This window comes from Streptomyces sp. Ag82_O1-12 (genome assembly GCF_900182715.1).
Taxonomy (GTDB): domain Bacteria; phylum Actinomycetota; class Actinomycetes; order Streptomycetales; family Streptomycetaceae; genus Streptomyces; species Streptomyces massasporeus.
On the sequence record NZ_FXUW01000001.1, the window covers coordinates 1170963 to 1197031 of the forward strand.

Below are 26069 nucleotides of genomic sequence, written 5' to 3' on the forward strand. Positions count from 1 at the left end.
CGCCTACGTCCGCGGGAGCGACGCGAATGCCTCGTCGAGCAGTCGCCGCAGCCTGAGGGCGTCCGGCGCCACCGCGGTCACCAGCGCGGCGGGGCCGGCGAGCGGTACGACCGAGGCCCCCTCCCCCAGCACCGTCGCGGCCACCGGCTCGGCGGCGAACTCCGGGCGGACGACGACCAGTTGCCCGACGGCCCGATGCCCCGCCAGGACGGCGGGCCCGTCCCAGCCGCCCGGCGCGCCGGGCCCGCAGGCCAGTTCCTGGTCGAGTACGGCCTGCCCGGCGACCCGCACGGTCAGACGGCTCGTGAGGCGCCCCGGTTCCTCACCGACGCGTCCGAGCACCTGCTCCTCACGCAGCACGAGCCGGGCGGTGGGCGCGAGCTCGACGCGGGTGGTGACGTAGAGGTCGCTGCCCCGGGCGGAGATCAACTGCTCCGGCAGCCAGTGCAGTTCGCCGTGATCGGCGACCTCGAGCCGGACGTCGTAGCGGGCCTCGCCCTTCGCCTGCCCGGGCAACGCGATGGTGGCGGCGGCCGACCCGACGGACAGCCGCGCCCCCTCCTCCACCCGCCCCTCCACGGCGAAGTGGTCACCGCCGAGCGGCCCGCTCATCGCGCCGACCAGCATGACCCGGGCCTCGGAGCCGGTGGCCCGGGTGCGCCGCAGCGCCAGAGGCCCGTCGCTCTCCAGCACCGGCAGCGAGGTCCCGCCGCGCCCGTCGTCCCCGGCGACGATCCGCGCGAGGGACCGCACCCCGGCACCGGTACGCACGTTCACGCGGTCCACGCGGCGAGTTGCGCACGCACCCACGCGGCGACGTCCGCCACCCCGGCCTCGCTGCGCAACGACTGGAAGACGACCGGCAGTTCGGCGCGCTGCGCCTTGGCGTCGGCGGCCATCCGGGCGAGGTCGGAGCCGACGTACGGGGCGAGGTCGGTCTTGTTGACGACGAGCAGGTCGGCGGTGGTCACGCCCGGTCCGCCCTTGCGCGGGATGTCGTCGCCCCCGGCGACGTCGATCACGAAGATCTGCGCGTCGACGAGCCCCTTGGAGAAGGTCGCGGTGAGGTTGTCCCCGCCGGACTCCACGAGCACCAGGTCCAGCGGCCCGACCGCGTCCTCCAGGTCCTCCACCGCTTCCAGGTTCGCGGAGATGTCGTCGCGGATCGCGGTGTGCGGGCAGGCGCCCGTCTCCACGGCGGTGATCCGCTCGGGCGGCAGCACGGCCTCGCGGAGCAGGAACTCGGCGTCCTCGCGCGTGTAGATGTCGTTGGTGACGACGGCGAGCGCCAGCTCGTCCCTGAGCGCCCGGCAGAGCGCGGCGACGGTGGCGGTCTTCCCGGATCCGACGGGGCCGCCGAGTCCGATGCGGAGCGCCCTGCGGGTGCCGTCGCGGCGGTGGGCGTCCGCGCTGAGGGCGGCAGGACCGTGGTCGGTGTGGTCGAGGTGCATGTGCGGCTCCTGGTGAGGCGGGCCCGGCTTCGCGGACGACGGGTACGGGTGGCGGGCGTGGAGTGCGGGTGAGCGGGCGCTGATCGCGCGGTTCCCCGCGCCCCTGAGGGGGTCGGTCTGCGCGGCGTTCGGAAGGCGGCTACGACGCGAACAACCGCACCGACCAGGCCGCATGCACCTCCGCCCCGATCTCCAGGAGCGGTGCGGACCCCGCGGGCAGGGCGTCGACCCCTTCGTCGACCACCTTCCGGGCCGCCTCCACGGCCCGGTCGGCGACCCGGTCCACCTCCGGGGCCAGCCGGGCCAGCACCCGTGTCGCGTCGAAGGGGTCCAGACTCAGCAACCGCACGGTCGCCGACGCGGGCCCGCTCACGCTCTCGTAGGCCGCGCAGTACGCCGCGTCCACCGGCCCCAGCCCCGCCGCGCGGGCCGCCAGCCCCAGCACCACCGGCTGATGCGCCCCCTTGGGGAACTCCCTGCCGAGCGCGTCCAGTTCGGCGGACGGCCAGGTCGCCCGCGCGGCCCGCAGCAGTTGCCGTCCCAGCTTCCGCGCGGCGACTCGCAGCGCGGGCGACGGCGTGCGCGCGTCCGCGGCACGGTCCAGCGCGACGGGGTCGATCCCGAGCGCCGCGGCCGCGGACAGTCCCGCCGCCGTCAGCCCCGCCGTGTGCAACCGCCCCCGGCAGAACTCCCCCAGGCTCGCCGCCCCACTGATCCGACCGGCCTTGACCGCCGCCTCGGCACCGCCGGAGTGCGCGTGCCCCCCGGCGGGAAACCGCCCGTCGGCCAGGACGAGAAGCGCTGCACGCGACATCAGACCACCCTCAGAACAGGAAGTACCGCTGGGCCATGGGGAGTTCGGCCGCGGGCGCCGCCTCGACCAGTTCCCCGTCGATGTGCACGGCGAAGCTGTCGGGATCGACCCGCACGTCGGGCCGGGCGTCGTTCTCGCGCATGTCGGCCTTGGTGACACCGCGGGTCGACTCGATCTCCGCGAACCGCTTGCCGAGCCCCAGCCGCTCCGGCAGTCCTGCCTCGATGGCCAGTGGGGCGACGAAGTTGAGGGAGTTGGAGGCAGGCGCCCGCCCGATCGCCCCGTACATCGGCCGCGGCAGGATCGGCTGCGGCGTGGGGATCGAGGCGTTCGCGTCGCCCATCTGCGCGTAGGCGATCTGCCCGCCCTTGATGACGAGCTGCGGCTTGACCCCGAAGAACGCCGGTTCCCACAGCACCAGGTCGGCCAGCTTGCCGCTCTCCACCGACCCGACCTCTCCGGCCAGCCCCTGGGCGAGCGCGGGGTTGATCGTGTACTTGGCGACATAGCGACGTACCCGGCGGTTGTCGGCGCGTCCGTCCCCGGGCAGGGCGCCCCGGCGCCGCTTCATCACATGGGCGGTCTGCCAGGTGCGCATGACGACCTCGCCGACGCGCCCCATGGCCTGGGAGTCGGAGGAGATGATCGAGATCGCGCCCAGGTCGTGCAGCACGTCCTCCGCCCCGATCGTGGAGGGGCGGATCCGGGACTCGGCGAAGGCCAGGTCCTCCGGCACCGCGGGGTTGAGGTGGTGGCACACCATCAGCATGTCGAGGTGTTCCTCGGCGGTGTTGACGGTGAACGGCCGGGTCGGGTTGGTGGAGCTGGGCAGCACGTACGACTCGGAGACCACGGTCATGATGTCCGGCGCGTGCCCGCCGCCCGCACCCTCGGTGTGGTACGCGTGGATGCCCCGCCCGGCGATGGCGGCCAGGGTGTCGCCCACGAATCCGGCCTCGTTGAGGGTGTCGGTGTGGATGGCGACCTGGATGCCGGTCCGCTCGGCGACGGTGAGCGAGGCGTCGATGACGGCCGGGGTGGAGCCCCAGTCCTCGTGCAGCTTCAGACCGAGGGCGCCGCCCCGGATCTGGGACAGCATCGCCTCGTGGGAGACGGTGTTGCCCTTGCCGAGCAGGCCGATGTTGAGCGGGAAGGCCTCCATCGCTTCCAGCATCCGGGCGAGGTGCCAGGGGCCGGGGGTCACCGTGGTGGCCTTGGAGCCCTCCGCGGGGCCGGTGCCGCCGCCGACGAGGGTCGTGATCCCGGAGGAGAGGGCCTCGTCGGCGATCTGCGGGCAGATGAAGTGGACGTGCGCGTCGATCGCGCCCGCCGTGAGGATCCGCCCGTTGCCGGCGATGATCTCGGTCTCCGGGCCGATGACCAGGTCCGGGTGGACGCCGTCCATGGTGTCGGGGTTGCCGGCCTTGCCGATGCCGGTGATCCGGCCGTCGCGGATACCGACGTCGGCCTTGACGATCCCCCAGTGGTCGATGATCACCGCACCGGTGATCACGGTGTCCGGCGTGCCCTCCGCGCGGGTGGCCCGGGCCTGGCCCATGGACTCGCGGATGACCTTGCCGCCGCCGAAGACGGCCTCGTCACCGGCCAGACCGGGGCCGCCGGAGCGGTCCTCCTCGATCTCGACCAGCAGGTCGGTGTCGGCGAGGCGGATCCGGTCGCCCGTCGTCGGGCCGAACAGGTCGGCGTACGCGGCACGCGAGATCTCAGGCATCGAGGGCACCTCCGGTCTCCCCGCGAAGGCCGGGCACCACACGGGCGCCGGCCAGCGGCACGAGTTCGACGTCGACGGGGATCCCGGGCTCGAAGCGCACGGCCGTGCCGGCGGCGACGTTGAGCCGCCTGCCGCGCGCCGCGGCGCGGTCGAACTCCAGGCCGGGGTTGGCCTCGGCGAAGTGGTAGTGGGAGCCGACCTGGACGGGCCGGTCGGCGGCGTTGAGGACGGTCAGGCGGACGACCTCGCGGCCCTCGTTGTAGGCAATCGGCCCGTCGGCGAAGAGGATCTCTCCGGGAATCACGGCGGCTCCCCGTCAGACGATCGGGTCGTGGACGGTGACGAGCTTGGTGCCGTCCGGGAAGGTGGCTTCGACCTGGACGTCGTGGATCATCTCCGGGATGCCCTCCATGACGTCGTCCCTGGTCAGGAGCTTGCGTCCGGAGGACATGAGTTCGGCGACGGTACGGCCGTCCCGGGCGCCCTCGAGGATGTGCGAGGTGATGAGCGCGACCGCCTCGGGGTGGTTGAGCTTCAGCCCGCGGGCCCGGCGCTTCTCGGCCACGTCGGCCGCCACGTGGATCAGCAGCCGTTCTTGCTCGTGCGGGGTCAGTTGCACGTCCCACCTCACAGTCGTCACTCCGGGCCGTGCGGGGCCCGGTTGCCGCGGCCACGGGGCAAAGTGCCAGGTGGCGTGGATCGGCAGGCTAATTGGACCGCGTTTCGGGCACGTTAACCGAGCTGTGATCCGCCGGGGACCTCGCCACGCATGCTCATCAGGGCCCGCAGACCGTCCCGGAGCACCTCGACCGGGGCGGGACCGAAGAGGGACTGCTGTGCGATGAAACCGAGCACGGAGGCGATCATCGTGCGGGCCACGTGGTCCGGCGCCACGTCCGCCCGCATCATGCCGGCCTCCTGATAGCCCTCGACGACCTTCCCCCAGGCCGCGCGGACCGAGCCGTAACCCTCCCCCAGGAGAGCCGCAAGCTCCTCGTTGCGCAGCGTCTCCGTCCACACCTGGATGACGAGCCGCGGAAAGGCGGGCCGGCCGTCGACGACCAGGGACTCGCGGGCGGCGAGCGTCCTGCCGAGGACCGAGGTGACGAGTTCGTCCGGGGGCGGAGGCGGACTCTGCCGCGCCGCCTCCTCGAAGGCCTCGCGGACGGAACCGAGCGTCTCGGCGACGATCGCGCCGATCAGCTCCTCCTTGCCGCTGAAGTAGCGGTACACCGCCCCCGCCGAGAGGTCGACCTCCTTCAGCACGTCCTGCATGGACGTGGCGTGGAAGCCGTTGCGGGCGAAGCAGAGCGCGGCGCCGTCGAGGATCTGGCGGCGGCGGGCGTCGAGATGTTCCTGGGACACGCGAGCCATGATCCCAACGTAAAACGAATATTCATTCTTGACAAGACGCCGCGACGGGCGCACGGTGAGAACACAGCAAAACGAACGATCCTTCTTTTTACTCGATCCCGCTCCCTCCCGGTCCCGCTCGCTTCAGGAGACCCTCATGCCTTCCCGCAACCGCCATGTGATCGCGGTCGTCGTCCTCGTGCCCGTCCTGGCCGCCCTCGCCCTGTGGGCCTTCGCCTGGCCGGCCTCCCGTATCGCGCCCCGCGACCTGCCCCTGGGCGTGGCCGGACCGCCCGCCGCGGCGGCCCAGGTCGAGCAGCGACTGGAGCGGCACGAGGGCGCCTTCGAGATCCACCGCTACGCCGACGAGGCCGCCGCCCGGGGGGCCATCGAGGACCGGAGCGTGTACGGCGCGGTCGTGGTCACACCCCAGGGGCCCGAACTGCTCACCGCCTCCGCGGCCGGTCCGGTCGTCGCCCAGTTCCTCCAGCAGGCCATGGCCCAACAGGCCTCCGCCCAGGGCACAGAGGTCAAGACGGTCGACGTCGTGTCCACCCCGGCCGGTGATCCGCGCGGCGCGGTGCTGAACGCCGCCGCACTGCCACTCGCCCTGGCCGGCATCGCGGCGGGCGCGGTCGTCACCCTGCTGGGGCTGCGCGGCTCCCGGGCCGTGATCGCGCTGCTCGGCGCGTCCGCCCTGGTGGGTGTGATCGCGGCCGGGATCGCACACAGCTGGCTCGGCGCGCTCAGCGGCGCGTGGTGGACGGAGGCGTCGGTGCTCGGCCTGTCCACGCTGGCCGTCGGCGGTGCCGTCGCCGGACTCGCCGCCCTGATCGGCACCGCCGGCGTGGGCGTCGGAGCCGCCATGGTGATGCTGATCGGCAACCCCTTCTCCGGCGCCACCTCGGCCCCGCAGATGCTGCCCGAGCCGGCCGGTGCGATCGGCCAGTGGCTCCCGCCGGGCGCGGGGACGACGCTGCTGCGCTCGGTGTCGTACTTCGACGGCGCGGCGGCGACCGGGCCGGCCCTGACCCTGGCCTGGTGGGCGGCCCTCGGCCTGGGCGCCGTACTGCTCGGCAGCTCGCTGCGGGCCCGGAAGGCGGGCAGTGCGCCCGCGGCCGAGCGGCAGGAGCTCTCGGCCGTCGGCTGACCCCCGCCCGCGCCCCCGGGGCGACCGAGGAAAGCGACCGTGCGTCCCCGCCGTAGCGGACGGGAGCGCACGGTCTTTCCGTCTGTCCCGCCCTAGGCCGGGCCGGCCCTGCGGTGCTCCGCCGCGATGCCGAAGCGCTGGGGTTCGCCAGGAGCGGACGCGACCTCGCGGACCGTGGAGACCGCGCTGACCACCTGCTCCTCCGCGACCTCTGCGACCTCGGCGAGCTCCTGGGTCTCTTCGAGGCGCCGCAGGTCATCGGCCGAGACGAGGGCGACGAGAGGCTTGCCGTGCCGGGTGACGACGACGCGTTCGCCGGCGTACACCACGCGGTTGATCAGATCGGCGAGCTCAGCCCTGGCTTGCGTCACCGGAATCTCGTAGGCCATGTCCCCATCCTAACGCGACGTACGTCCTGTACATTTTTTACAGACGAGCCGTCGCCGGAGACGGCTCTGCCGCGAGGAGGGGTTCGTCATGACCCGACCGTCCGCCCGCTACGTGCTGCCCGAGTTCACCGAACGCACGGGGGCCGGGCAACGGACGATGGATCCGTACTCGAAGCTTCTGGAGGAGCGGATCGTCTTCCTCGGGGCACCGGTGGACGAGACCTCGGCGAACGACGTGATGGCCCAGTTCATGTACCTGGAGCACCAGGCCCCGGAGCGCGACATCTCGCTCTACATCAACTCCCCCGGCGGCACCTTCCACGCGATGACGGCCCTCTACGACACGATGCGGTACCTCTCCTGCGACGTGGAGACGATCTGCCTGGGCCAGGCCGGTGCGGCGGCCTCGGTGCTGCTGGCGGCGGGCACGCGAGGCAAGCGATTCGCGCTGCCCGACGCCCGCCTGGTGATCCATCAGCCCGCGCTGCCCGAGCCGGTCCGGGGGCAGGCCAGTGATCTGGCGATCCAGGCCGACGAGTTGACGCGCATCCGGAGCCGGATGGAGGAGATGCTCGCCCTGCACACGGGCCGCGCCCCGGAGCAGGTGAGGGCGGACATCGAGCGGGACAAGATCCTCACCGCGCAGGAGGCGGTGGAGTACGGCCTGATCGACGGGATCATCCCCAGCCGCAAGGCCACCCTGGCCCCGCCGACCGGTCGGTGAGGCTCCGGTGCTCCCGCCCGAACTGCCGCCCCTGCCCGCCCTGACGCGCGCCGAAGCGGAACTGATCGACCGTTACCTCGAGGTCGTCGACCTGCTCGGCCGCATCAATCCGGCCCAGGACGGCGACACCTACCGCGGACTGCGCGCCGCCCAGGCCCTGGTCGGCAAGGCGACGGCGCTGCGTGACGCGCTGGCCCTGATGCACCGGCGGGGCGAGACGGAACTGCACGCCGGCACCCTGGCCCGGGCCCTGCGGGTGCTGGACGGCGAGCGGCGCACGGCCCGGCTCACCCTGCCCCCGGAGTCCGTCAGTTGACGCGGAACCGTCGGCCCGGGCGCATGCGCCGCCGACGAGGCGTCCGGAGCTGAGTTGAAACGGACCAAAAGACGTACCCCTGTTCGGAGTAGGCGGGAAACGGATTTCGGGACCGTTCCGGTTGCGCCTCGTGCGTGGCCGACGGACGGAATGGGGCATTCCAGCCCTGGTCCGGAGCTCAGCGACCCCGTGGACAGTGGCTCGAACGCACGCATGTCCACCCGAACGGGTGAGTGGTGAGTAACAACACAAATCCCCGGTTCAGTTGGGAAATGCGGACAGGCATGCGCCAAGATCCCTGTCTGACGACAAGCCCCCGCCGCTGTGGCGGGGCGATCCGGGCGGACGCCGAGTCCTGCCGCCGCCCGGATGACCGGTCGACAGGAGTGGATCGGCAGGAGTGGAGGACCCAAGCACGACGGGTCGCCGGGACGGTCACGCCATGACCGGACTCGAGCAGCCCTTGGGGTGAAGCCGCGTCAGCGGCCGGGCAACTTTGTCAGCCCGAATCCGACAGGTCATCCTTCACAGGCGGCTGACGAAGGGTTGCGCATGACTGCGCTCAATCGTGTCCCGTCGCTCATGGCCCGGGCCGGCACGGCCTCGGCGCTCACCATCGCCGCGGTGGGCGGCTCCATCGTGGCGCCCGGCTTCGCCTCCGAGGCGGCGGCGGCCACACCGGCGACCAAGGCACTCCAGATAGCGGCCTCCAAGAAGGGTTCGCCCTACAGGTACGGGGCCACCGGTCCGCACCGGTTCGACTGCTCCGGGCTCACGCTCTACTCGTTCAAGAAGGCCGGCAAGAAGCTCCCCCGCACGGCTGCCCAGCAGTACAACAAGACGCACCACATCTCCGCCACGAACCGCAAGGCGGGCGACCTGGTGTTCTTCCACTCGGGCAGCAACGTGTACCACGTCGGTATCTACGCGGGTAAGAACAAGCTCTGGCACTCCCCGAAGAGCGGGGACGTGGTGCGACTGCAGAAGATCTGGACCAAGAGTGTCTGGTACGGACGCGTGAAGTGATCCGCCCGGCGTGCGGCGGCGTCCTTGACGCGCCGCCGCACGCCGGAGCGTGACACGGGCTCATGTGGATACCCGTGACCCCATGGCCGAGCACCGCCCCTGCACCGCGCGCAACGAGACGCCGCTGCAACGCGCCGACCGCAACTTCGTCGAGCTGCTCCAGGAACTCCGCGTCACCCAGACGGGCGTGCAGATCCTCTTCGCCTTCCTGCTGTCACTGGCCTTCACCTCGCGCTTCGAGGACCTCGACACGGTCCAGCGCGTCACTACTTCGTCACGCTGCTGCTTGCGGTCCTTGCCGCCGCTCTCTTCACCGCTCCGGCCGCGCTGCACCGCTCCCTCTTCCAGCAGGGCGCCAAGCCCCGCATCGTGCAGGTCTCCTCGCGCCTGGCCACCACCGGCCTGAGTGTGCTGGTGTTCGCGTTCAGCGGTTCCGTGCTGCTCGTGGTCGACGTGACCACGGGCCGGACCGGCGGTGTCGCCGCGGGCGCCGCGACCTTCCTGGTCTGTGTCGGCCTGTGGGGGCTGCTCCCGCGGCTGGTGCGGCGGGCGGGGCCGCGTGCGGAGGCGGACGGCGCCGGGGAGACCACCCAGACGGAAACGGCCGGGGGCGACGGCGGGATCCCCGCACCGTTGCGGCACACCGTCGGTCAGCCGTCAGGGCTCCGAGGGGCGGCTGCGCACCGGGAGGCGTCGGCACGGCACCGGTGACGGCCGCGGGCTCCGGCGGGGCGCGAGGCGCGGAGCGGGCGTCATGGCCGCGGGGGTGGCCCGGATGCGGGTCGCGCGGGCCGGGGTGCGCTGAGGGCACCCGCAGGACATGCGTTTCGGGTCCTGCTGTGGGTCAGCAGGGCTCCTGCTGCACCGCGGTCGTCACCGGCTGGACCGGGACGACCCAGGGAAGTTCGATCGAGATGGTCTTGCCGCCCTCGCGAGTGGGGCGGATGCGGAGCCTGCCGCCGCATTCCGCGGTCAGCCAGCGAATGATGACCAGGCCTCGGCCGTTGTCCTGCTGGACGGCGGCCGGCAGACGTCTGGGGAAGCGCGGATGACTGTCCGTGACACCGATGCGCAGGCGCTCGTCACGGTCCAGTGCGATGTCCACGGTGAACGTGGGCGACTGACCGAAGGTGTGCTGGACGGCGTTGGTGGCGAGTTCCGAGATGATGAGCCGGACGGTGTCGGACCCTTCCGTGTCCGCCGGCAGCCCCCACTCCGCCAGCGTGCCCACCACGTAGGCACGCGCTGCGGAGACCGAGGCGGGATCGCTCGGCAGAGTGACGGATGCTTCCAGATGGTCTGCCATGGCGACCTCGTCCCTTTCCCACGGGACCACAGCCCGACACGGAGCGGATGGTTCGAGTACGGTCCCGGACTGGTGCTTCGTCGCCAGACTGCCACCAGAACACCCCTGAAGGACGGCGATCCACCAAGATATGCATATATCTGTCGCTCAAAGCGGTGAACTCTGCGACGCGAGACCGTATTTGGGTGGCTCGGAAGGAGTAAGGAGGAGCCCATGCAGCACGGTCCCGCGGTGCGCCGCCGGAAACTGGGCGCCGAACTGCGTGCGCTGCGCACCTCCGCGGGGCTCACGAGCGGTGAGGCGGCCCGGCTGGTGGGCTGGCACCAGTCCAAGGTCAGCCGGATCGAGACGGGCACGAGCGGGGTGAAACCGGCCGATGTGCGGTTACTTCTCGACGCCTACGGTGTGGCGGACTCCCAACTTCGCGAACTGCTCATGGCGTTGGCGGGGGCCGACGACAGCGGCGGCCGGCACCACTGGTGGCACGCCTACCGCGGGGTACTGCCGCCGACCTACCGGGACTTCATCAGCCTGGAGTCGCAGGCCGGCACGATGCGCACGCTGGAGACCAGCGTCGTCCCGGGCCTGCTCCAGACGCCCGAGTACGCGCGGGCGGTGACGAAGGCCGCGGTGGAGGGACTCCCGGAGGACCGGCTCGACACGCTGGTCGAGGTGCGGCTGGCCCGGCAGGACGTGCTGCGCGCGGATCCCCCACTGAACCTCAGTGCCGTCCTGGACGAGGCGGTGCTGCGGCGCGAGGTGGGCGGACCCGGGGTCATGGCCCGCCAGCTGGAACGACTGGTCGAGGCTGCCCGGCTGCCTCAAGTGCGCCTCCAGGTCCTGCCGTTCGCCGCCGGGGCGCACATCGGCGTCACCGGCCCTTTCGTAATCTTCTCATTTTCGAGCACTTCTGATCTGGATGTGGTTGTTCTCGACCACTTGACGAGTAGCCTCTACCTCGAACGGAAAGAAGACCTCCAGGCCTACACGGAGGCCTTCAACACCCTTCAGATCCACGCCCTTTCGCCCGAGGACTCGTTGGATTACATCGCCGGGACAGCCGCCGGCGCGTAAGGAGGCACCATGCGTGCACTGCCTCGTCACGTCCCCTCAAGCATCGAACTGCACGGTGTGCGGTGGCTGCGCAGCAGCTACAGCACCGGCGCGAACAACTGCGTCGAGACCGCGCGTCCGGATGCCCCGCCCTGGGCCGGACTGCTCGCCGTGCGCGACTCCAAGGACCCGGCGGGACCCGCGCTGCTCTTCTCCCCGAGGAGCTGGGCGGGGTTCACGGCCGCGGTCGACCGCATCTGACCGTTTCTGATCAGTTCGTCATCGTTCTCAGTCCGTCATCATTCTCAGTCGGTCATCGTTCTCAGTCCGTCATCGTGCGACGCACGGCCGTGTCACGCCGACTCATGGCCGCGCCTCGCCGATCAGCCGTACAGCGCGTTCGATCTGCTGAGCGGTCAGGTCCGCGCGTGCGGTCAGCCTGAGCCGTGAGATGCCGTCCGGCACGGAAGGAGGCCGGAAGCACCCCACAGCCAGGCCCGCCGCGCGGCACTGCGCCGCCCAGCGCACGGCGTCCTCGGGAGAGGGCGCCCGCACCGAGACCACCGCGGCGTCCGGACGCACCGCTTCCAGACCCGCGGCGGTCAGGCGTGCGTGCAGTTCGCCCGCCACCGCACGGGCCCGCTCAGCCCGCTCCGGCTCGCGGCGCAGCAGCCGCAGGGCCGCGAGGGCCGCACCGGCCGCCGCCGGGGCGAGCCCCGTGTCGAAGATGAACGTCCGGGCGGCGTTGACCAGGTGCTCGACGACCCTGGCCGGACCGAGGACGGCTCCACCCTGGCTGCCGAGCGACTTGGACAGCGTGACCGTCGCGACGACGTCGTCCGCGCCCGCGAGCCCCACCGCCTGCGGGGCGCCGCGGCCGCCGTCGCCGAGAACGCCCAGCCCGTGGGCGTCGTCGACGACCAGCCCCGCGCCGTGCTCCCGGCAGGCCTCGGCCAGGGCGGTGAGGGGGGCCGCGTCGCCGTCGACCGAGAAGACCGTGTCGGACACGGCGATGGCCGTGCCCTCGTGGGTGGCCAGCGCCTTGCGCGCGGCGTCCGGCTCGGCGTGCGCCACGACCTGGGTGGTACCGCGGGCGAGTCGGCAGCCGTCGATGAGCGAGGCGTGGTTGCCCGCGTCGGAGACGATCAGGGAGCCGTGCGGGGCCAGCGCGGTGACCGCCGCGAGGTTGGCCGCGTAACCGGAGGAGAAGACGAGAGCCGCCTCGAAACCGCAGAAATCGGCCAGTTCCCGTTCGAGTTCGGCGTGCAGTTCGGTCGTGCCGGTGACGAGCCGGGAGCCGGTCGCGCCACCGCCCCAGGTCCGCGCCGCCCGGGCCGCGCCCTCGGTGACCTCGGGGTGGCGGGCCAGGCCGAGGTAGTCGTTGCTCGCCAGGTCCAGAAGCGGCGAATCGGCCGGACGGGGGCGCAGAGTCCGTACGAGTCCGGCGCGGGCGCGCAGCTCCGCCTGCTCGTCGATCCAGCCGAACGCCATGGGTGGTCCTCCGGGGAATTTGTAGGCAGTGCACAGACACTAGCGGGACGACCAGCAGGTCAGTGTGTGGCAATACCCACACCTCGAAGCGACTCTGTTGTGCGAACTCTCCTTTGCCCCGGGCACCTCCTTAGGACAGGATCGGCTTCCATGGACCTGCTGAACACGCTGGTGGACAAGGGGCTTCGGCGCGAGCTGCCGACCCGTGACGAGGCTCTGGCCGTCCTCGCGACGTCCGACGACGACCTGCTCGATGTGGTGGCCGCGGCCGGAAAGGTACGTCGGCACTGGTTCGGCCGACGGGTGAAGCTGAACTATCTCGTCAACCTCAAGTCCGGTCTGTGCCCCGAGGACTGCTCGTACTGTTCGCAGCGGCTCGGCTCGACGGCCGGGATCCTGAAGTACACCTGGCTGAAGCCCGACCAGGCGTCCGACGCGGCGGCGGCCGGTGTGGCCGGAGGGGCCAAGCGGGTGTGCCTCGTGGCGAGCGGGCGCGGCCCGACCGACCGGGACGTGGACCGGGTCTCCGAGACGATCAAGACGATCAAAGACAACAACGAGGGCGTCGAGGTCTGCGCCTGCCTGGGGCTGCTCTCCGACGGCCAGGCCGAGCGGCTGCGCGAGGCCGGCGCGGACGCCTACAACCACAACCTCAACACGTCCGAGGCGACGTACGGGGAGATCACCACCACGCACACCTACGAGGACCGGGTCGACACCGTACAGAAGGCGCACGCGGCCGGTCTGTCCGCCTGCTCCGGGCTGATCGCCGGCATGGGCGAGACGGACGAGGACCTGGTGGACGTCGTCTTCTCCCTGCGTGAGCTGGACCCGGACTCGGTTCCGGTCAACTTCCTGATCCCGTTCGAGGGCACCCCGCTCGGCAAGGAGTGGAACCTGACCCCGCAGCGGTGTCTCAGGATCCTGGCGATGACGCGGTTCGTCTGCCCGGACGTCGAGGTGCGGATCGCGGGCGGGCGCGAGGTGCATCTGCGCACGATGCAGCCGCTCGCGCTGCACCTGGCCAACTCGATCTTCCTCGGCGACTACCTCACCAGTGAGGGCCAGGCCGGCAAGGCCGACCTGGAGATGATCGCGGACGCGGGTTTCGAGGTGGAGGGCACCGACCAGGTGACGCTGCCGGAGCACCGGGCCGCCGGTGGCTGCCACGACGGTGGCGGCGTCTGCGGTTCCGGGGGTGGCGGAGCCTGCGGCTCGGACGCCGCGCCGGAGGCCTCCGAGCCCCGTACGGCCGCCGATGCCCGTACCGATCTGGTCGCCGTGCGCCGCCGGGGCGCCGGAACGGACCTCGCGCCCAATGCCTGAGCTGACGGTGCCCGAGCTGCTGGAGCTCGACCGGCGGCACGTGTGGCATCCGTACGGCCCGATGCCCGGACGGCAACAACCGCTCGTCGTTGAGTCGGCGAGCGGGGTACGGCTGCGGCTCGCCGACGGCTCCGGAGCGCCGGGCGGCTCGGGAGTGCCGGGCGGCGCGGGAGTGCCGGGCGGTTCGGGAGTCGCCGACGGTCCTGGCGGGCCGGACGGTCCGCGGGAGCTGGTCGACGGGATGTCGTCCTGGTGGTCGGCGATCCACGGTTACAACCATCCGGTGCTCAACGAGGCCGCGCGCGGCCAGTTGGAGCGGATGAGCCATGTGATGTTCGGCGGGCTCACCCATGAGCCCGCCGTACGCCTGGCGAAGCTCCTTGTCGACATGTCGCCCGAGGGCCTGGAGCATGTCTTCCTCGCCGACTCCGGTTCGGTGTCGGTCGAGGTCGCGGTCAAGATGTGCCTGCAGTACTGGCGTTCGCTGGGCCGGCCCGGCAAGCGGCGGCTGCTGACCTGGCGCGGGGGCTACCACGGCGACACCTGGCAGCCCATGTCGGTGTGCGACCCGAAGGGCGGGATGCACGACCTGTGGACCGGGGTCCTGCAGCGTCAGGTGTTCGCCGGCCCGCCCCCGGCGGACTACGACGAGGCGTACGCCGAGCAGCTGCGGTCGCTGATCGAGCGGCACGCCGATGAGCTGGCCGCGGTCATCGTCGAACCGGTGGTGCAGGGCGCGGGCGGGATGCGGTTCCACTCCCCCGCGTATCTGCGGGTGCTGCGCGAGGCGTGCGACGCTCACGACGTACTGCTGGTGTTCGACGAGATCGCGACCGGGTTCGGCCGTACGGGTGCGATGTTCGCGGCGGAGCACGCTGCCGTGACGCCGGACGTGATGTGCCTGGGCAAGGCGCTGACCGGCGGCTACATGACGATGGCGGCGACCCTGTGCACCGCGCGGGTGGCGGACGGCATCTCGCGGGGCGAGGTACCGGTGCTCGCGCACGGCCCGACATTCATGGGCAATCCGCTGGCGGCGGCGGTGGCCTGCGCCTCGATCGAGCTGCTGCTCGGTCAGGACTGGCTCGCCGAGGTGAAGCGGATCGAGGCGGGACTGCGGGACGGGCTCTCGGCGGCCTCGGACCTGCCGGGCGTGACGGACGTGCGGGTGCTCGGCGCCATCGGCGTGGTGCAGCTGGACCACGCCGTGGACATGGAGGCGGCGACGGCGGCGGCCGTGCGCGAGGGCGTGTGGCTGCGGCCGTTCCGCGATCTGATCTACACCATGCCGCCGTACGTGACGGGCGAGGAGGACCTGGCCCGGATCGCTCGGGCCGTGTGCGCGGCCGCGCGGGAGGGATGACATGCCGGTACTGGTGATCACGGGCACGGGCACGGAGGTCGGTAAGACGGTCGTGACCGCTGCCGTGGCAGCGACGGCGGTCGCCGCCGGCCGCTCCGTCGCCGTGCTGAAGGCCGCGCAGACGGGCGTCGGGCCGCACGAGCCCGGGGACGCCGCCGAGGTGGCGCGCCTCGCGGGCCCGGTGACGACGGCCGAACTCGCCCGCTTTCCCGAGCCGTTGGCGCCGGCCACGGCAGCGCGCCGGGCCGGGCGGACCCCGGTCCATCCGCACGAGGTCGCGGAGGCCGCCGCCAAGCTGGCCACCGAGTACGACCTGGTGCTGGTCGAAGGGGCCGGTGGACTGCTCGTCCGGTTCGACGCGGCCGGCGGCACCCTGGCGGACGCGGCCCGGCTGCTGTCGGCGCCGGTGCTGGTCGTGACCCCGGCGGGGCTCGGCACCCTGAACACGACGGAGCTGACGGCGCGTGAACTGCGGGCCCGGGGGCTGGACCTGGCCGGGATCGTGATCGGCAGCTGGCCCACGGCCCCCGATCTCGCCGCACGCTGCAATCTCGCGGATCTGCCGGACGTGGCCGAAGCCCCCCTGCTGGGCTCGGTTCCGGCCGGCTCGGGCACCCTCTCCCCCGCCGCCTTCCGGGCGAACGCGCCACATTGGCTGGCGCCCCGGCTGGACGGCTCGTGGGACGCGGAGGCGTTCCGGATCCGGGAGGCGCCCGAGGCGTTCTGAGGGCTGGGGCGGGCTCGCGGTGAAACCGGTACGGGTGTGATTGCGTGTTGAAGTACGTACGTGATCACCTCCGAAGGGACCACCTTGTACTCGAACGGATCACGCCCGTCCCGCCGTACGGCCCTCGTGCTGGGCACGGCCGCCGCTCTCTCGCTGGGCGGCGGCACGGCCCACGCCTTGTCCGGCACCGGCGGCGTCACCGCTCGGCTGCGGGACCTGGAGCGGGAGCACACCGCCCGGCTGGGCGTGTACGGCCGGAACCTGCGCACCGGCCGGACGGTGGTGTACCGGGCCGGCGAACGCTTCCCGATGGCCTCGGTGTTCAAGACGCTCGCCGCCGCGGCCGTCCTGCGCGACCTCGACCGCGACGGCGAGTTCCTGGCGCGGCGCGTGCACTACACCCAGGAGTACGTCACCAAGTCGGGCTACTCGCCCATCACCAAGGACCACGTCGCGACCGGCATGACCGTCGGCGAACTGTGCGACGCCACCATCCGCTTCAGCGACAACACCGCGGGCAATCTGCTCCTGAAGGAGCTGGGCGGGCCGACCGCCGTCACGCGCTTCGCCCGCTCGGTCGGTGACCGGGTCACCCGGCTCGACCGCTGGGAGCCCGAGCTCAACTCCGCGGAGCCATGGCGCGTGACCGACACGACGACCCCGCGCGCCATAGGCCTGACGTACGCCCGGCTCGTGCTCGGCACCGCGCTGGAGCCCCGGGACCGGGCGCGGCTCACGGACTGGCTGCTGCGCAACACCACCAGCACCGAGAAGTTCCGCAAGGCCCTGCCCGCCGACTGGCTGATCGCCGACAAGACCGGCGGCGGACGCTACGGCGGCAACAACGACGTCGGGATCACCTGGCCGCCGGACGGCCCGCCGATCGTGATGTCCGTCCTGACCACCCAGCCGGAGGAGGATGCCCCGGCCGACAATCCGCTGGTGGCCGGCGCTGCCGCCCTGCTGGCGGCGGAACTGGCGTAGGGGGCGCGTGGTCGGCACGGGCGGGCTGCGGCCACGGGACGCCTGGCTCGTCGGCGGCGCCCTCGGTGTCGCCGGTCTGCTCGCCCTGCACTCCGTCGTGCCCAACGGGGTCGGGCGGCTGGGGAGCCTGCTGGAGACGTTCCTGCCGTGGCTGGGGGCGGCGGTGCCCGGGCTCGGCTGCCTCGCCCTGCTCGGGCGGTCGTGGGCGGGGCTGCTCGCCTGCCTCGCCCCCGTGGCGGTGTGGCTCTGGATGTTCGGCGGGATGTGGTTCTCCTCGCCCCCGGCCGCGTCCGACCTGACCGTCGTCCAGCACAACGTGGCCGACGACAACGCCGACCCCGCCGGCACCGCGCGGGCCCTGCTCGCCACCCGCGCCGGACTGATCGCCGTCGAGGAACTGACGCCCGCGGCGCGGCCCGCGTACCAGGACGTCCTGGGCGGGTCCCATCCGCACCGGGCGGTCCACGGCACGGTCGGGCTCTGGTCCGCGTACCCGCTGTCGGACGTGCGGCCCGTGGACATCCGGCCGACGGGCTTCCCCGAGAGCCGGCGGCGCGGTCTGCGGGCCACGGTGTCCGCGCCCGGCGGCGAGCCGGCGGTGTACGTGGTCCATCTGCCGTCCGTGCGCCTGGGTGTGACGGGCCTCGCCTCGGCGGCCCGTGACGAGAGCGCGGCCCTGCTCGCGAGGCGGATCGCCGACGACCCGGCCGGCCGGCTCCTGGTGGTGGGCGACCTCAACGGCACCGTGCGGGACCGCGGGCTCGGGCCGCTCACCTCCCGACTCGGCGCCCCTGCCTCGGGGTTCGCGTTCAGCTGGCCGGCCGGCCTGCCGGTGGCGAGGATCGACCAGGTGCTGGGGCGAGGGGTCGAGGTGCCGGAGGTGTCGGCACGGGAGGAGACCGGGAGCGACCACCTTCCCGTGCTGGGCCGGGTACTCCTTCGGTAGCAGGCAGGGGTGCGACGGGCCCGTCCGGGGGACAATCGTCCTGAGGCGCAAGGCCGGCATCGTCCGGGAGGTCCCCATGCCGCTCCGCTCCGGCAAGGTGCCACGGGACGCCGTGCACCATCCGCTGTTCGCCCGCTGCTACGCCCGGGTCAGTGTCGCCGCCGAGACCCGGATGGGCATGGGCCGGATCCGCGGGAGACTGCTCGACGGGCTGTCCGGGCGGGTGATCGAGATCGGCGCGGGCAACGGGCTGAACTTCGCGCACTACCCGCGTGCCGTCGCGGAGGTCGTGGCGATCGAACCGGAGCGGCGGTTGCGGCACCTGGCCGTGGAGGCCGCGCTGCGCGCCGAGGTGCCGGTGGACGTGGTGCCGGGTGCGGCCGAGGCGCTGCCGGTCAAGAGCGAGGGCTTCGACGCGGCCGTGGTGTCGCTGGTGCTGTGCAGTGTGCGGGACGTGCCCCGGGCGCTCGGGGAGCTGCGGCGGGTGCTGCGGCCGGGCGGCGAGGTGCGGTTCTTCGAGCACGGCCGGGGCGGTGGCCGGGCGATGACCTTCGCTCAGCACGCCCTGGACCGGACGGTGTGGCCGGTGCTGAGCGGGGGCTGCCACGTGGCACGGGAGCCGGTGCGGGCGCTGCGGGACGCCGAGTTCGAACTCGGCCCCTACCGGCAGGTCCTGATGCCCGAGGAGGGGCCGCGGCTGCCCAGCTCGTACTGCGTGCTGGGCACGGCGTGGCGTCCGGTCAGCGGGTAGTCCGGCCGGTGGTCACAGGCTCCACTGGCGCAGCTCCTGCTCGATGTCCCGTACGGACGCCGCACCGTTCTTGACCAGCCGGGCGAGGTCGCGGACCTGCTCGGGCGAGGTGATGACCTTGACACCGCTGGCGACGAGGTAGGCGTAGGCCACGGCGGAGGCGAACAGGGCGTTGGAGCGCTCCAGCGCGGGCACGTGGGGCAGGAGCTGGAGCAGGGCGGCGGCTCGGGCGTGCGGGCTGTCGTAGACGGGGACGTCGAATATGGCGGCCCGGTGGCGGGCGACGGCGGCGACGAGGGCTCCCCAGTCGGTGACCTGGGGGTCTCCGGGGGTGTGGTGCTCGGCGAGCATCAGCAGCCAGGCGAGGTCGATGTCGAGGTTGTTCAACGGTTCAGTGGCGACCTTCGCGCGTGCCCTCACGGTCTGCGCCGAACTCCTCGGCGAAGACGGACTCGTACTGCTTCATGAAGTCGGCGGCGGCTTCCACGAAGGTGTGGCCGACCTCGCCGGTGTCCTGCCTGACCAGTTCCTCGATGTAGCGGTTGACGCTCATGCCGCGGGCCAGGGCGCGTTCCCGGGCGGCGCGGGCGGTGCCCTCGTCGACGCGCACGTTCAGCTGGGTCTTCGCCATACCTCGAAGCTAGCGCTCAGGTGCTAGCACCGGCAAGGGCCGTGTCCGACCCGCGGAGGATACCGAGTGTGGGCCGGGTCACATTACGCTCGGGCAGGGCCAGGAGGTCCTGACGTCCACCCAGAGGAGGCGGCCTTGTCCACACCTGCTGCGGAGCACGCTCCCGGCCTCGCGCCGGCCGACGGGATCGCGGCCCGCGCCCGCGGTCTCACCAAGGCGTACGGCTCCGGCGAGACGGCCGTGCTCGCACTCGACTCGGTGGACGTGGACGTCGTCCGGGGCCGGTTCACCGCCGTGATGGGACCGTCGGGTTCCGGGAAGTCCACCCTGATGCACTGTCTGGCGGGGCTCGACACCGTCTCGGCCGGTCAGGTGTGGCTCGGCGACACGGAGATCACGGGGCTGAGGGAGCGTGAGCTGACACGGCTGCGCCGGGACCGGATCGGGTTCATGTTCCAGTCGTTCAACCTCATCCCGACCCTGAACGCGCTGGAGAACATCACCCTGCCGATGGACATCGCGGGCAGGAAACCGGACGAGAAGTGGCTGGACCAGGTGATCGACACCCTGGGCCTGAGGGACCGGCTCCGGCACCGGCCGTCACAGCTGTCCGGCGGGCAGCAGCAGCGCGTGGCCTGCGCGCGGGCGCTGGCCTCCCGGCCCGAGCTGATCTTCGCGGACGAGCCGACCGGCAACCTCGACTCGCGGGCCGGCCTGGAGGTGCTCGGCTTCCTGCGCGAGGCGGTCGACCAGCTGGGGCAGACCGTCGTCATGGTCACCCACGACCCGGGCGCCGCCGCCCACTCGGACCTGGTGCTCTTCCTCGGGGACGGCCGGATCGTCGACGAGATGCCACGCCCCACGGCGGAGGCGGTCCTGGAGCGGATGAAGCGGTTCGACGTGATCCGCACCCGGTACGAGGACGCCCCCGCGTCATCCGAGGAGAACTGAGCCCGTGCTCAAGGCGACCCTGCGGAGCTTCCTGGCACACAAGGGACGGCTGCTGCTCTCCGCGCTCGCCGTCCTGCTGTCCGTCGCGTTCGTCACGGGGAGCCTGATCTTCTCGGACACCGTCAGCCGCACGTTCGACCGGCTGTTCGCCTCCACCGCGGCCGATGTCACGGTCAGCCCGAAGGAGGACCTCGACGAGGCGGTGCCCTCCGGCCGGACGGCCACCCTGCCGGCCGCGCTCGCCGAACGGGTCCGGCAGGTCGACGGGGTCGCGGCGGCCCGCGCGGACGTGAAGGTGAACGGCCTGACGGTCGTCGACGAGGACAACCGGCCGGTGGGCCCGACCACCGGGGCCCCGACGCTCGGCCACGCCTGGAACCCGAGTGAGCGCAGCCCGGTCGAGCTGGCCTCGGGCCACGCCCCGCGCGGACCCGCCCAGGCGCTGCTCGACGCCGAGACCGCCGACCGCAGGAACGTGCGCATCGGCGACCCCCTCACCGTCATCGCGCCCCCCGGGTCGTTCAAGGTGCGGGTCGTCGGCATCGTCACGTTCACGACGACGAACCCCGGTTCCGCGCTGCTCTACTTCGACACGCCCACGGCTCAGACGAAGCTGCTGGGCCGGCCGGGGACGGCGACCGCCATCTCGGTCGACGCGGCGGCGGGCATCGGCGACGATCGGCTCAAGCAGCGCGTGGCCGCCGCGCTCGGCGCACACACCTACGACTTCAGGACGGCCGGCGAACAGGCCGAGTCGGACGTCGAGCAACTGGGCGGGTTCCTCGACGTCATCAAGTACGTGATGCTCGGCTTCGCCGGGATCGCCGTGCTGGTCGGCGTGTTCCTGATCGTCAACACCTTCTCCATGCTCATCGCCCAGCGCACCCGGGAGCTCGGTCTGCTGCGCGCCCTCGGTGCCGACCGGCGCCAGGTCCGCGGCTCGGTGCTCACCGAGGCCCTGCTGCTCGGCCTGGTCGGCTCCACGCTGGGACTGGCCGCTGGCATCGGGCTCGCGGCCGGGCTGATCGCTCTGATGGGCCTGCTCGGCATGAACATCGACGCCGACGAGATGGAGATCGGCTGGGTGACCCCGGTGGCGGCGTACGTCGTCGGGCTCGGCGTCACGTTCGTCGCCGCGTACCTCCCGGCGCGGCGGGCCGCGGGCGTCTCGCCGATGGCCGCGCTCTCGGACGCCGAGGTCGCCGGGGTGGGCCGGCCGCTGCGGATGCGCGCGGTGGCGGGCGGGATCGTCGGGGCGGTCGGGGCGGCGGCGTTCGCGGGCTGCGCGGTGTCGCGGCAGACCTCGTCGGCGGCGTCCCTGCTGGGCCTCGGCGTGGTGCTCACCCTGATCGCGACCGTGATCGCCGGACCGCTGCTGGTGCGTCCGGTGATCCGGGTACTGGGCGCGGCCTTCCCCGCGTTGTTCGGGTCGATCGGACGGATGAGCCAGCGCAACGCCCTGCGCAATCCCCGCCGTACCGGAGCCACGGCCGCGGCCCTGATGGTGGGGATCGCCCTGGTGGGCGGGATGTCGGTGGCGAGCGAGTCGATGACGGCGTCGTTCGACCGGCAGATCGACAAGACGCTGGGCGCCGACTTCGTGATCCAGAACGCCAACTTCCAGCCGTTCCCGGGGGAGGTCACCGGCAAGGTGCGCGGCACCGACGGGGTGGGCCTGGTCGTGCGCGGGCGGTTCACCCCGGTCGCGGTGCGGCTCCCGGACGGCGATCGTGTGGAGACCACCGCCGCGGGCTACGGGCCGCGGCTCGACGACGTCGCCAACATCACCTACGCGCCAGGGGACTCCGCGTCCGCGCTCGCGCCCGGGCGGCTCGCCATGGACCGGGACTTCGCGCGCGACCACGGCGTGCGGGTGGGCAGCACCCTCCCGGTGGAGTTCCCGGGCGGGCGCTCGGCCGAGCTGACCGTCGGGGCGCTCACCGACCAGGACTCCGCCGAGGGATTCGGCACCCAGGGCGGGCTGTTCTTCGGGCTGGGCACCCTGGAGCGGTACGCGCCGGGCGGGCAGGATTCCGCGCTCTACGTCAACGCCGCCGCCGGCACGGGTGACGACGACCTGCGCGCGAACCTGGAGGAGACGCTGGAACCGTACCCGCAGGTGCAGGTGCGGGACCTGGCCGACTACAAGCGGCTGGTCCACGACCAGATCGCGGTCCTGCTGTACCTCGTGTACGCGCTGCTCGGGCTGGCGATCATCATCGCGGTGCTCGGCGTGGTCAACACCCTCGCGCTGTCGGTGGTCGAACGCACCCGGGAGATCGGGCTGTTGCGGGCGATCGGGCTGGCCCGGCGTCAGCTGCGGCGGATGATCCGGCTGGAGTCGGTGGTGATCGCGGTGTTCGGCGCGGTCCTCGGGCTGGTGCTGGGGCTGGTGTGGGGGGTGTGCATGCAGCAAGTACTGGCGCTCCAGGGCATGACGGCGCTGGCGATCCCCTGGGTCACGATCGTGCTGGTGGTGGTCGGCTCGGCGGTGGTCGGGGTCGTGGCGGCGCTGCTGCCCGCGCTGCGTGCCTCCCGCATGAACGTACTGGCGGCCATCGCGCACGAGTGACGTCCGCATGGTGAAACGGTCTGACGGGGCTCGGCGCGGATGATGTGATCTTGGGATGAACGACTTGCGCATCCGGGCCGCGACGCCCGAGGACATCGATGCCGTGCTGGCCTTCTGGAAGGTGGCCGCCGAGGGCACGAGCATCAGCGACGACCGCGGTGGTGTGGAGCGGCTCGTCGCCCGTGATCCCGAGGCGTTGATCCTCGCCGAAAGCGGCGGCGAACCGGTGGGCACGGTGATCGCCGGGTTCGACGGCTGGCGCTGCCATCTGTACCGGCTGGCCGTGCACCCGGGCCACCGCCGCCAGGGCATCGCGTCCGCGCTGCTCGCCGCGGCGGAGGAGCGGTTCGTACGGCTCGGCGGGCGCCGCGCGGACGCGATGGTGCTCACGCGCAACGAGATCGCGCACCGGGCGTGGGGTGCCGCCGGATACGGGGCAGAGGAGCAGTGGCGACGTTGGGTGAAGCCCCTCACCGAGTAGGTGCGGTCACGACGGTGTGAGCGCACCCGGAGAGCGGACTTTGCTCATCCTTTACTCTCGAATGGCCACTCGGTCCTGCATGAAAGGTTGTGAGCGTCCGCCCATGGGCGAGCCTCCCCGTGCGCGACACCGCGCGTTCCGCCCCGTCCTGGAGAACCATGGAACGGGGGTGAACCGATGACCGAAGTGCTCCTCCTCCTGGCGGCGATCCTGCTCTCGCTCGCCTGCGGCGCCTTCGTGGCGGCCGAGTTCTCCCTCACCACGGTCGAGCGCGCCGAGCTGGAGCAGGCCGTGGAGCGCGGCGAGCGGGGTGCGCAGGGCGCGCTGAAGGCCGTACGGAATCTGACGTTCCAGCTCTCCGGCGCGCAGCTCGGCATCACCGTCACGAACCTGGTGGTCGGCATGCTCGCCGAGCCGTCGATCGCCGCCCTGATCGCCGGGCCGCTGGAGGACCTCGGTGTCTCGCGCTCGGCGTCGCACAGCGTCGCGCTGGTGCTCGGTACGGCCGCGTCGACGGTGTTCCTGATGGTCGTCGGTGAGCTGGTGCCGAAGAACTGGGCGATCTCCTCGCCGCTGGCCGTCGCCAAGACCGTGGGCAACGCGCAGCGATGGTTCAGTGCGGCGTTCCGGCCCTTCATCCGGCACCTCAACAACACGGCGAACCGGGTCGTGCGGCGGATCGGCGTCGAGCCCGCGGAGGAGCTCGCCTCGGCGCGCGGGCCCCAGGAGCTGGCGGCCCTCGCCCGGCACTCCGCGAAGGAGGGCGTCCTGGAGGCCGACACCGCCGAGCTGTTCGTGCGGACCCTGAACCTCGCCGACCTGACCGCGGAGAACGTGATGACGCCCCGGGTGCAGGTCGTCGCGCTGGAGGTGCAGGCGACCCTGGAGGACGTCGCGAACGCGACCCGGGCGACCGGCCTGTCCCGGTTCCCCGTCTACCGCGGGACCCTCGACTCGGTCGTCGGAACGGCCCACGTCAAGGACGTGCTGGCGGTGCCGGCCGAGCGTCGCACGCGGATCTACGTCTCCGAGCTGATGCGCGAACCGCTGCTGGTCCCGGAGTCGCTCACCGTCGACCGGCTCCTGGACCGGCTCTCCGGCAAGCGGACGATGGCCGTCGTGATCGACGAGTACGGCGGCACGGCGGGCGTGGCCACGCTGGAGGACATCGTCGAGGAGGTCGTCGGCGAGGTCCGTGACGAGCACGACCCGCACGAGACGCCCGACCTGGCCGCGGCCGGCACGGACGAGTCCGGGCACGCGCTGTACTCGGCCGACGGCTCCGCCCGCGTGGACCACCTGGAACGCGTCGGGCTGCGCGCGCCGGAGGGGCCCTACGAGACGCTCGCCGGACTGGTGGCCACCGTGCTCGGCCGGATACCGGCCGCCGGGGACACGCTGGAGGTCGCCGGCTGGCACCTGGAGGTCCTGGACGCGACGGGACGCAGGGCCGCCCGCGTCCGGCTGCGCGCCCCCCTCGACGACCACGAGCCCGACGAGAAGGGGGTGGAGCTGTGACCGCCGTGCAGCTGCTGATCGGACTGGCGACGCTCGTCGTCAACGCCTTCTTCGTCGGCGCCGAGTTCGCGCTGATCTCGGTGCGCCGCAGCCAGATCGAGCCCTACGCCGACCGGGGTGACCGGCGCGCGAAGAGTGTGCTGTGGGGCTTGGAGCACGTGTCCGCGCTGATGGCCGCCGCACAGCTCGGCATCACGCTGTGCACGCTGGTGCTGGGCGTGGTGGCCGAGCCGGCCATCGCGCATCTGCTGGAGCCGGTGTTCCACGCGGTGGGCGTGCCCGAGGGCGCGGGGCACGCGGTGTCCTTCGTGATCGCGCTGTCCCTCGCGACCTATCTGCACATGCTGCTCGGCGAGATGGTGCCGAAGAACATCGCGCTCGCCGAGCCGGTGCGCAGCGCGCTGGCGCTCGGGCCGCCCCTGGTGGCGCTGTCCCGGGCGCTGCGCCCGGTGATCTTCACGGTGAACGCGTTCGCGAACGCCCTGCTGAAGCTGCTGCGGGTCGACGCCCGGGATGAGGTCTCCGCCTCCTACTCGGACGCGGAGATAGCGCAGATCGTGAAGGACTCCAGCGAGGCCGGCCTGATCGACGACCGGGCCCAGGAGCGGCTGCGGGACGCGTTGGAGCTGGGCCGCCGTCCGGTGCGGGACGTGGTGATGCCGCTGGAGGACGTGGTGTACGCGAGCGTCGGCATCACGCCGGAGGAGCTGGAGCGGCTGTCGGCGGAGTCCGGGTTCTCGCGTTTCCCGGTGGTGGACGAGGGGCGGCGGATCGTGGGCTATCTGCACGTGAAGGACGCCCTGGACGCCGTCGGGCGGGACACGCCGTTCCGGCTGCGGGACATGCGCCCCATCGCACGCGTGCGGGAGCACACACCGCTGGACGACGTCCTCACGGCCATGCGGGGCAGCCGCACGCACCTCGCGGCCGTCATCGGGGCGGACGGGCGGATGGCAGGGCTGGTGACCATGGAGGACGTGCTGCGGGAGCTGTTCGGCCAGCGGGCGTGAGACG

29 protein-coding genes, 1 pseudogene and 1 riboswitch are annotated in these 26069 nt (G+C 72.3%); of the genes and pseudogenes, 18 read left to right on the plus strand and 12 right to left on the minus strand.

What is annotated here, in order from left to right; all coding sequences use genetic code 11:
- Positions 1-3: 3 nt before the first annotated feature.
- The 7 genes from QOL88_RS05360 to QOL88_RS05390 all read right to left on the minus strand — a co-directional run bounded on the left by QOL88_RS05360 (position 4) and on the right by QOL88_RS05390 (position 5371).
- A complete protein-coding gene (locus QOL88_RS05360; protein ID WP_097222874.1) occupies positions 4-777 on the minus strand; it encodes an urease accessory protein UreD in 774 nt (257 codons plus the stop codon).
- Positions 774-1451 carry an urease accessory protein UreG gene (gene ureG / locus QOL88_RS05365; RefSeq protein ID WP_097215327.1) on the minus strand — a complete coding sequence of 226 codons (678 nt, stop codon included), beginning with the start codon at positions 1449-1451 and terminating at the stop codon, positions 774-776. The genes QOL88_RS05360 and ureG overlap by 4 nt, the downstream gene beginning before the upstream one ends.
- 139 nt (positions 1452-1590) lie before the next feature.
- Positions 1591-2265, minus strand: coding sequence for an urease accessory protein UreF (locus QOL88_RS05370; protein ID WP_097215328.1), 675 nt, complete (start codon positions 2263-2265; stop codon positions 1591-1593).
- Positions 2266-2275: 10 nt separating this feature from the next.
- Complete coding sequence (locus QOL88_RS05375; protein ID WP_097215329.1) at positions 2276-3997, minus strand: urease subunit alpha; 1722 nt, start codon at positions 3995-3997, stop codon at positions 2276-2278.
- Positions 3990-4301, minus strand: coding sequence for an urease subunit beta (locus tag QOL88_RS05380; RefSeq protein ID WP_097215330.1), 312 nt, complete (start codon positions 4299-4301; stop codon positions 3990-3992). The genes QOL88_RS05375 and QOL88_RS05380 overlap by 8 nt, the downstream gene beginning before the upstream one ends.
- A 12-nt stretch (positions 4302-4313) precedes the next feature.
- Positions 4314-4616, minus strand: a complete 303-nt coding sequence (locus QOL88_RS05385; RefSeq protein ID WP_010988499.1) for an urease subunit gamma — start codon at positions 4614-4616, stop codon at positions 4314-4316.
- A gap of 113 nt (positions 4617-4729) precedes the next feature.
- On the minus strand, positions 4730-5371 hold the full coding sequence (locus QOL88_RS05390) for a TetR/AcrR family transcriptional regulator (RefSeq protein ID WP_097215331.1): 642 nt from the start codon (positions 5369-5371) through the stop codon (positions 4730-4732).
- Positions 5372-5507: 136 nt separating this feature from the next.
- Between QOL88_RS05390 and QOL88_RS05395 the strand changes: the two genes are divergently transcribed.
- Positions 5508-6500: an ABC transporter permease gene (locus QOL88_RS05395; protein ID WP_097215332.1), complete on the plus strand. Its 993-nt coding sequence runs from the start codon at positions 5508-5510 to the stop codon at positions 6498-6500.
- A gap of 92 nt (positions 6501-6592) precedes the next feature.
- Here the strand turns inward: QOL88_RS05395 and QOL88_RS05400 are convergent, their stop codons facing one another.
- On the minus strand, positions 6593-6889 hold the full coding sequence (locus QOL88_RS05400; protein ID WP_097215333.1) for a type II toxin-antitoxin system Phd/YefM family antitoxin: 297 nt from the start codon (positions 6887-6889) through the stop codon (positions 6593-6595).
- Positions 6890-6977: 88 nt separating this feature from the next.
- On the opposite strand from QOL88_RS05400, the gene QOL88_RS05405 reads away from it, so the two are divergent.
- The 4 genes and pseudogenes from QOL88_RS05405 to QOL88_RS05420 all read left to right on the plus strand — a co-directional run bounded on the left by QOL88_RS05405 (position 6978) and on the right by QOL88_RS05420 (position 9666).
- Positions 6978-7613 carry an ATP-dependent Clp protease proteolytic subunit gene (locus QOL88_RS05405; RefSeq protein WP_097215334.1) on the plus strand — a complete coding sequence of 212 codons (636 nt, stop codon included), beginning with the start codon at positions 6978-6980 and terminating at the stop codon, positions 7611-7613.
- A 7-nt stretch (positions 7614-7620) separates the two neighbouring features.
- On the plus strand, positions 7621-7929 hold the full coding sequence (locus QOL88_RS05410; protein WP_031108881.1) for a hypothetical protein: 309 nt from the start codon (positions 7621-7623) through the stop codon (positions 7927-7929).
- A 349-nt stretch (positions 7930-8278) separates the two neighbouring features.
- Positions 8279-8478, plus strand: a riboswitch (cyclic di-AMP (ydaO/yuaA leader).
- A 3-nt stretch (positions 8479-8481) separates the two neighbouring features.
- Positions 8482-8955, plus strand: coding sequence for a C40 family peptidase (locus tag QOL88_RS05415; RefSeq protein ID WP_097215335.1), 474 nt, complete (start codon positions 8482-8484; stop codon positions 8953-8955).
- Between the two features lie 82 nt (positions 8956-9037).
- Positions 9038-9666, plus strand: a pseudogene (locus tag QOL88_RS05420) (DUF6328 family protein).
- A 133-nt stretch (positions 9667-9799) separates the two neighbouring features.
- On the opposite strand, the gene QOL88_RS05425 reads toward QOL88_RS05420, so the two are convergent.
- Positions 9800-10261 carry an ATP-binding protein gene (locus QOL88_RS05425; RefSeq protein WP_097215336.1) on the minus strand — a complete coding sequence of 154 codons (462 nt, stop codon included), beginning with the start codon at positions 10259-10261 and terminating at the stop codon, positions 9800-9802.
- 213 nt (positions 10262-10474) lie between these two features.
- On the opposite strand from QOL88_RS05425, the gene QOL88_RS05430 reads away from it, so the two are divergent.
- Together QOL88_RS05430 and QOL88_RS05435 are read left to right on the plus strand one after the other, a co-directional pair.
- A complete protein-coding gene (locus QOL88_RS05430) occupies positions 10475-11335 on the plus strand; it encodes a helix-turn-helix domain-containing protein (RefSeq protein ID WP_097215337.1) in 861 nt (286 codons plus the stop codon).
- Positions 11336-11344: 9 nt separating this feature from the next.
- Positions 11345-11575: a DUF397 domain-containing protein gene (locus QOL88_RS05435; RefSeq protein ID WP_097215338.1), complete on the plus strand. Its 231-nt coding sequence runs from the start codon at positions 11345-11347 to the stop codon at positions 11573-11575.
- 102 nt (positions 11576-11677) lie between these two features.
- Here the strand turns inward: QOL88_RS05435 and QOL88_RS05440 are convergent, their stop codons facing one another.
- Complete coding sequence (locus QOL88_RS05440) at positions 11678-12805, minus strand: 8-amino-7-oxononanoate synthase (RefSeq protein WP_097215339.1); 1128 nt, start codon at positions 12803-12805, stop codon at positions 11678-11680.
- A gap of 150 nt (positions 12806-12955) precedes the next feature.
- Between QOL88_RS05440 and bioB the strand changes: the two genes are divergently transcribed.
- The 6 genes from bioB to QOL88_RS05470 all read left to right on the plus strand — a co-directional run bounded on the left by bioB (position 12956) and on the right by QOL88_RS05470 (position 18902).
- Entirely contained in the window at positions 12956-14131 is a 1176-nt protein-coding gene (bioB, locus tag QOL88_RS05445; protein WP_097215340.1) for a biotin synthase BioB, read from the plus strand.
- A complete protein-coding gene (locus QOL88_RS05450; protein WP_097215341.1) occupies positions 14124-15494 on the plus strand; it encodes an adenosylmethionine--8-amino-7-oxononanoate transaminase in 1371 nt (456 codons plus the stop codon). Before bioB ends, QOL88_RS05450 begins: the two co-directional genes overlap by 8 nt.
- Position 15495: 1 nt before the next feature.
- Complete coding sequence (gene bioD, locus QOL88_RS05455; protein ID WP_097215342.1) at positions 15496-16221, plus strand: dethiobiotin synthase; 726 nt, start codon at positions 15496-15498, stop codon at positions 16219-16221.
- A 60-nt stretch (positions 16222-16281) separates the two neighbouring features.
- On the plus strand, positions 16282-17205 hold the full coding sequence (bla, locus tag QOL88_RS05460) for a class A beta-lactamase (protein ID WP_097215343.1): 924 nt from the start codon (positions 16282-16284) through the stop codon (positions 17203-17205).
- 7 nt (positions 17206-17212) lie between these two features.
- Positions 17213-18151 carry an endonuclease/exonuclease/phosphatase family protein gene (locus QOL88_RS05465; RefSeq protein ID WP_097215344.1) on the plus strand — a complete coding sequence of 313 codons (939 nt, stop codon included), beginning with the start codon at positions 17213-17215 and terminating at the stop codon, positions 18149-18151.
- A 76-nt stretch (positions 18152-18227) separates the two neighbouring features.
- Entirely contained in the window at positions 18228-18902 is a 675-nt protein-coding gene (locus QOL88_RS05470) for a class I SAM-dependent methyltransferase (protein ID WP_097215345.1), read from the plus strand.
- 12 nt (positions 18903-18914) lie between these two features.
- Here the strand turns inward: QOL88_RS05470 and QOL88_RS05475 are convergent, their stop codons facing one another.
- Together QOL88_RS05475 and QOL88_RS05480 are read right to left on the minus strand one after the other, a co-directional pair.
- The gene (locus QOL88_RS05475; RefSeq protein ID WP_097215346.1) at positions 18915-19289 is read right to left on the minus strand and encodes a fic family toxin-antitoxin system, toxin component; all 375 of its coding nucleotides are present in this window, start codon (positions 19287-19289) and stop codon (positions 18915-18917) included.
- Positions 19290-19293: 4 nt separating this feature from the next.
- Complete coding sequence (locus QOL88_RS05480) at positions 19294-19533, minus strand: hypothetical protein (protein ID WP_020270799.1); 240 nt, start codon at positions 19531-19533, stop codon at positions 19294-19296.
- A 135-nt stretch (positions 19534-19668) separates the two neighbouring features.
- Here QOL88_RS05480 and QOL88_RS05485 point away from each other — a divergent pair, with 135 nt between their 5' ends.
- The 5 genes from QOL88_RS05485 to QOL88_RS05505 all read left to right on the plus strand — a co-directional run bounded on the left by QOL88_RS05485 (position 19669) and on the right by QOL88_RS05505 (position 26065).
- Positions 19669-20484, plus strand: a complete 816-nt coding sequence (locus QOL88_RS05485; RefSeq protein WP_097215347.1) for an ABC transporter ATP-binding protein — start codon at positions 19669-19671, stop codon at positions 20482-20484.
- Between the two features lie 4 nt (positions 20485-20488).
- Positions 20489-23056, plus strand: a complete 2568-nt coding sequence (locus QOL88_RS05490) for an ABC transporter permease (RefSeq protein ID WP_097215348.1) — start codon at positions 20489-20491, stop codon at positions 23054-23056.
- Positions 23057-23111: 55 nt separating this feature from the next.
- Complete coding sequence (locus QOL88_RS05495) at positions 23112-23537, plus strand: GNAT family N-acetyltransferase (RefSeq protein ID WP_097215349.1); 426 nt, start codon at positions 23112-23114, stop codon at positions 23535-23537.
- Between the two features lie 177 nt (positions 23538-23714).
- Positions 23715-25055: a hemolysin family protein gene (locus QOL88_RS05500; protein WP_097215350.1), complete on the plus strand. Its 1341-nt coding sequence runs from the start codon at positions 23715-23717 to the stop codon at positions 25053-25055.
- The gene (locus QOL88_RS05505) at positions 25052-26065 is read left to right on the plus strand and encodes a hemolysin family protein (RefSeq protein ID WP_097215351.1); all 1014 of its coding nucleotides are present in this window, start codon (positions 25052-25054) and stop codon (positions 26063-26065) included. Before QOL88_RS05500 ends, QOL88_RS05505 begins: the two co-directional genes overlap by 4 nt.
- The last annotated feature ends 4 nt before the right edge of the window (positions 26066-26069 follow it).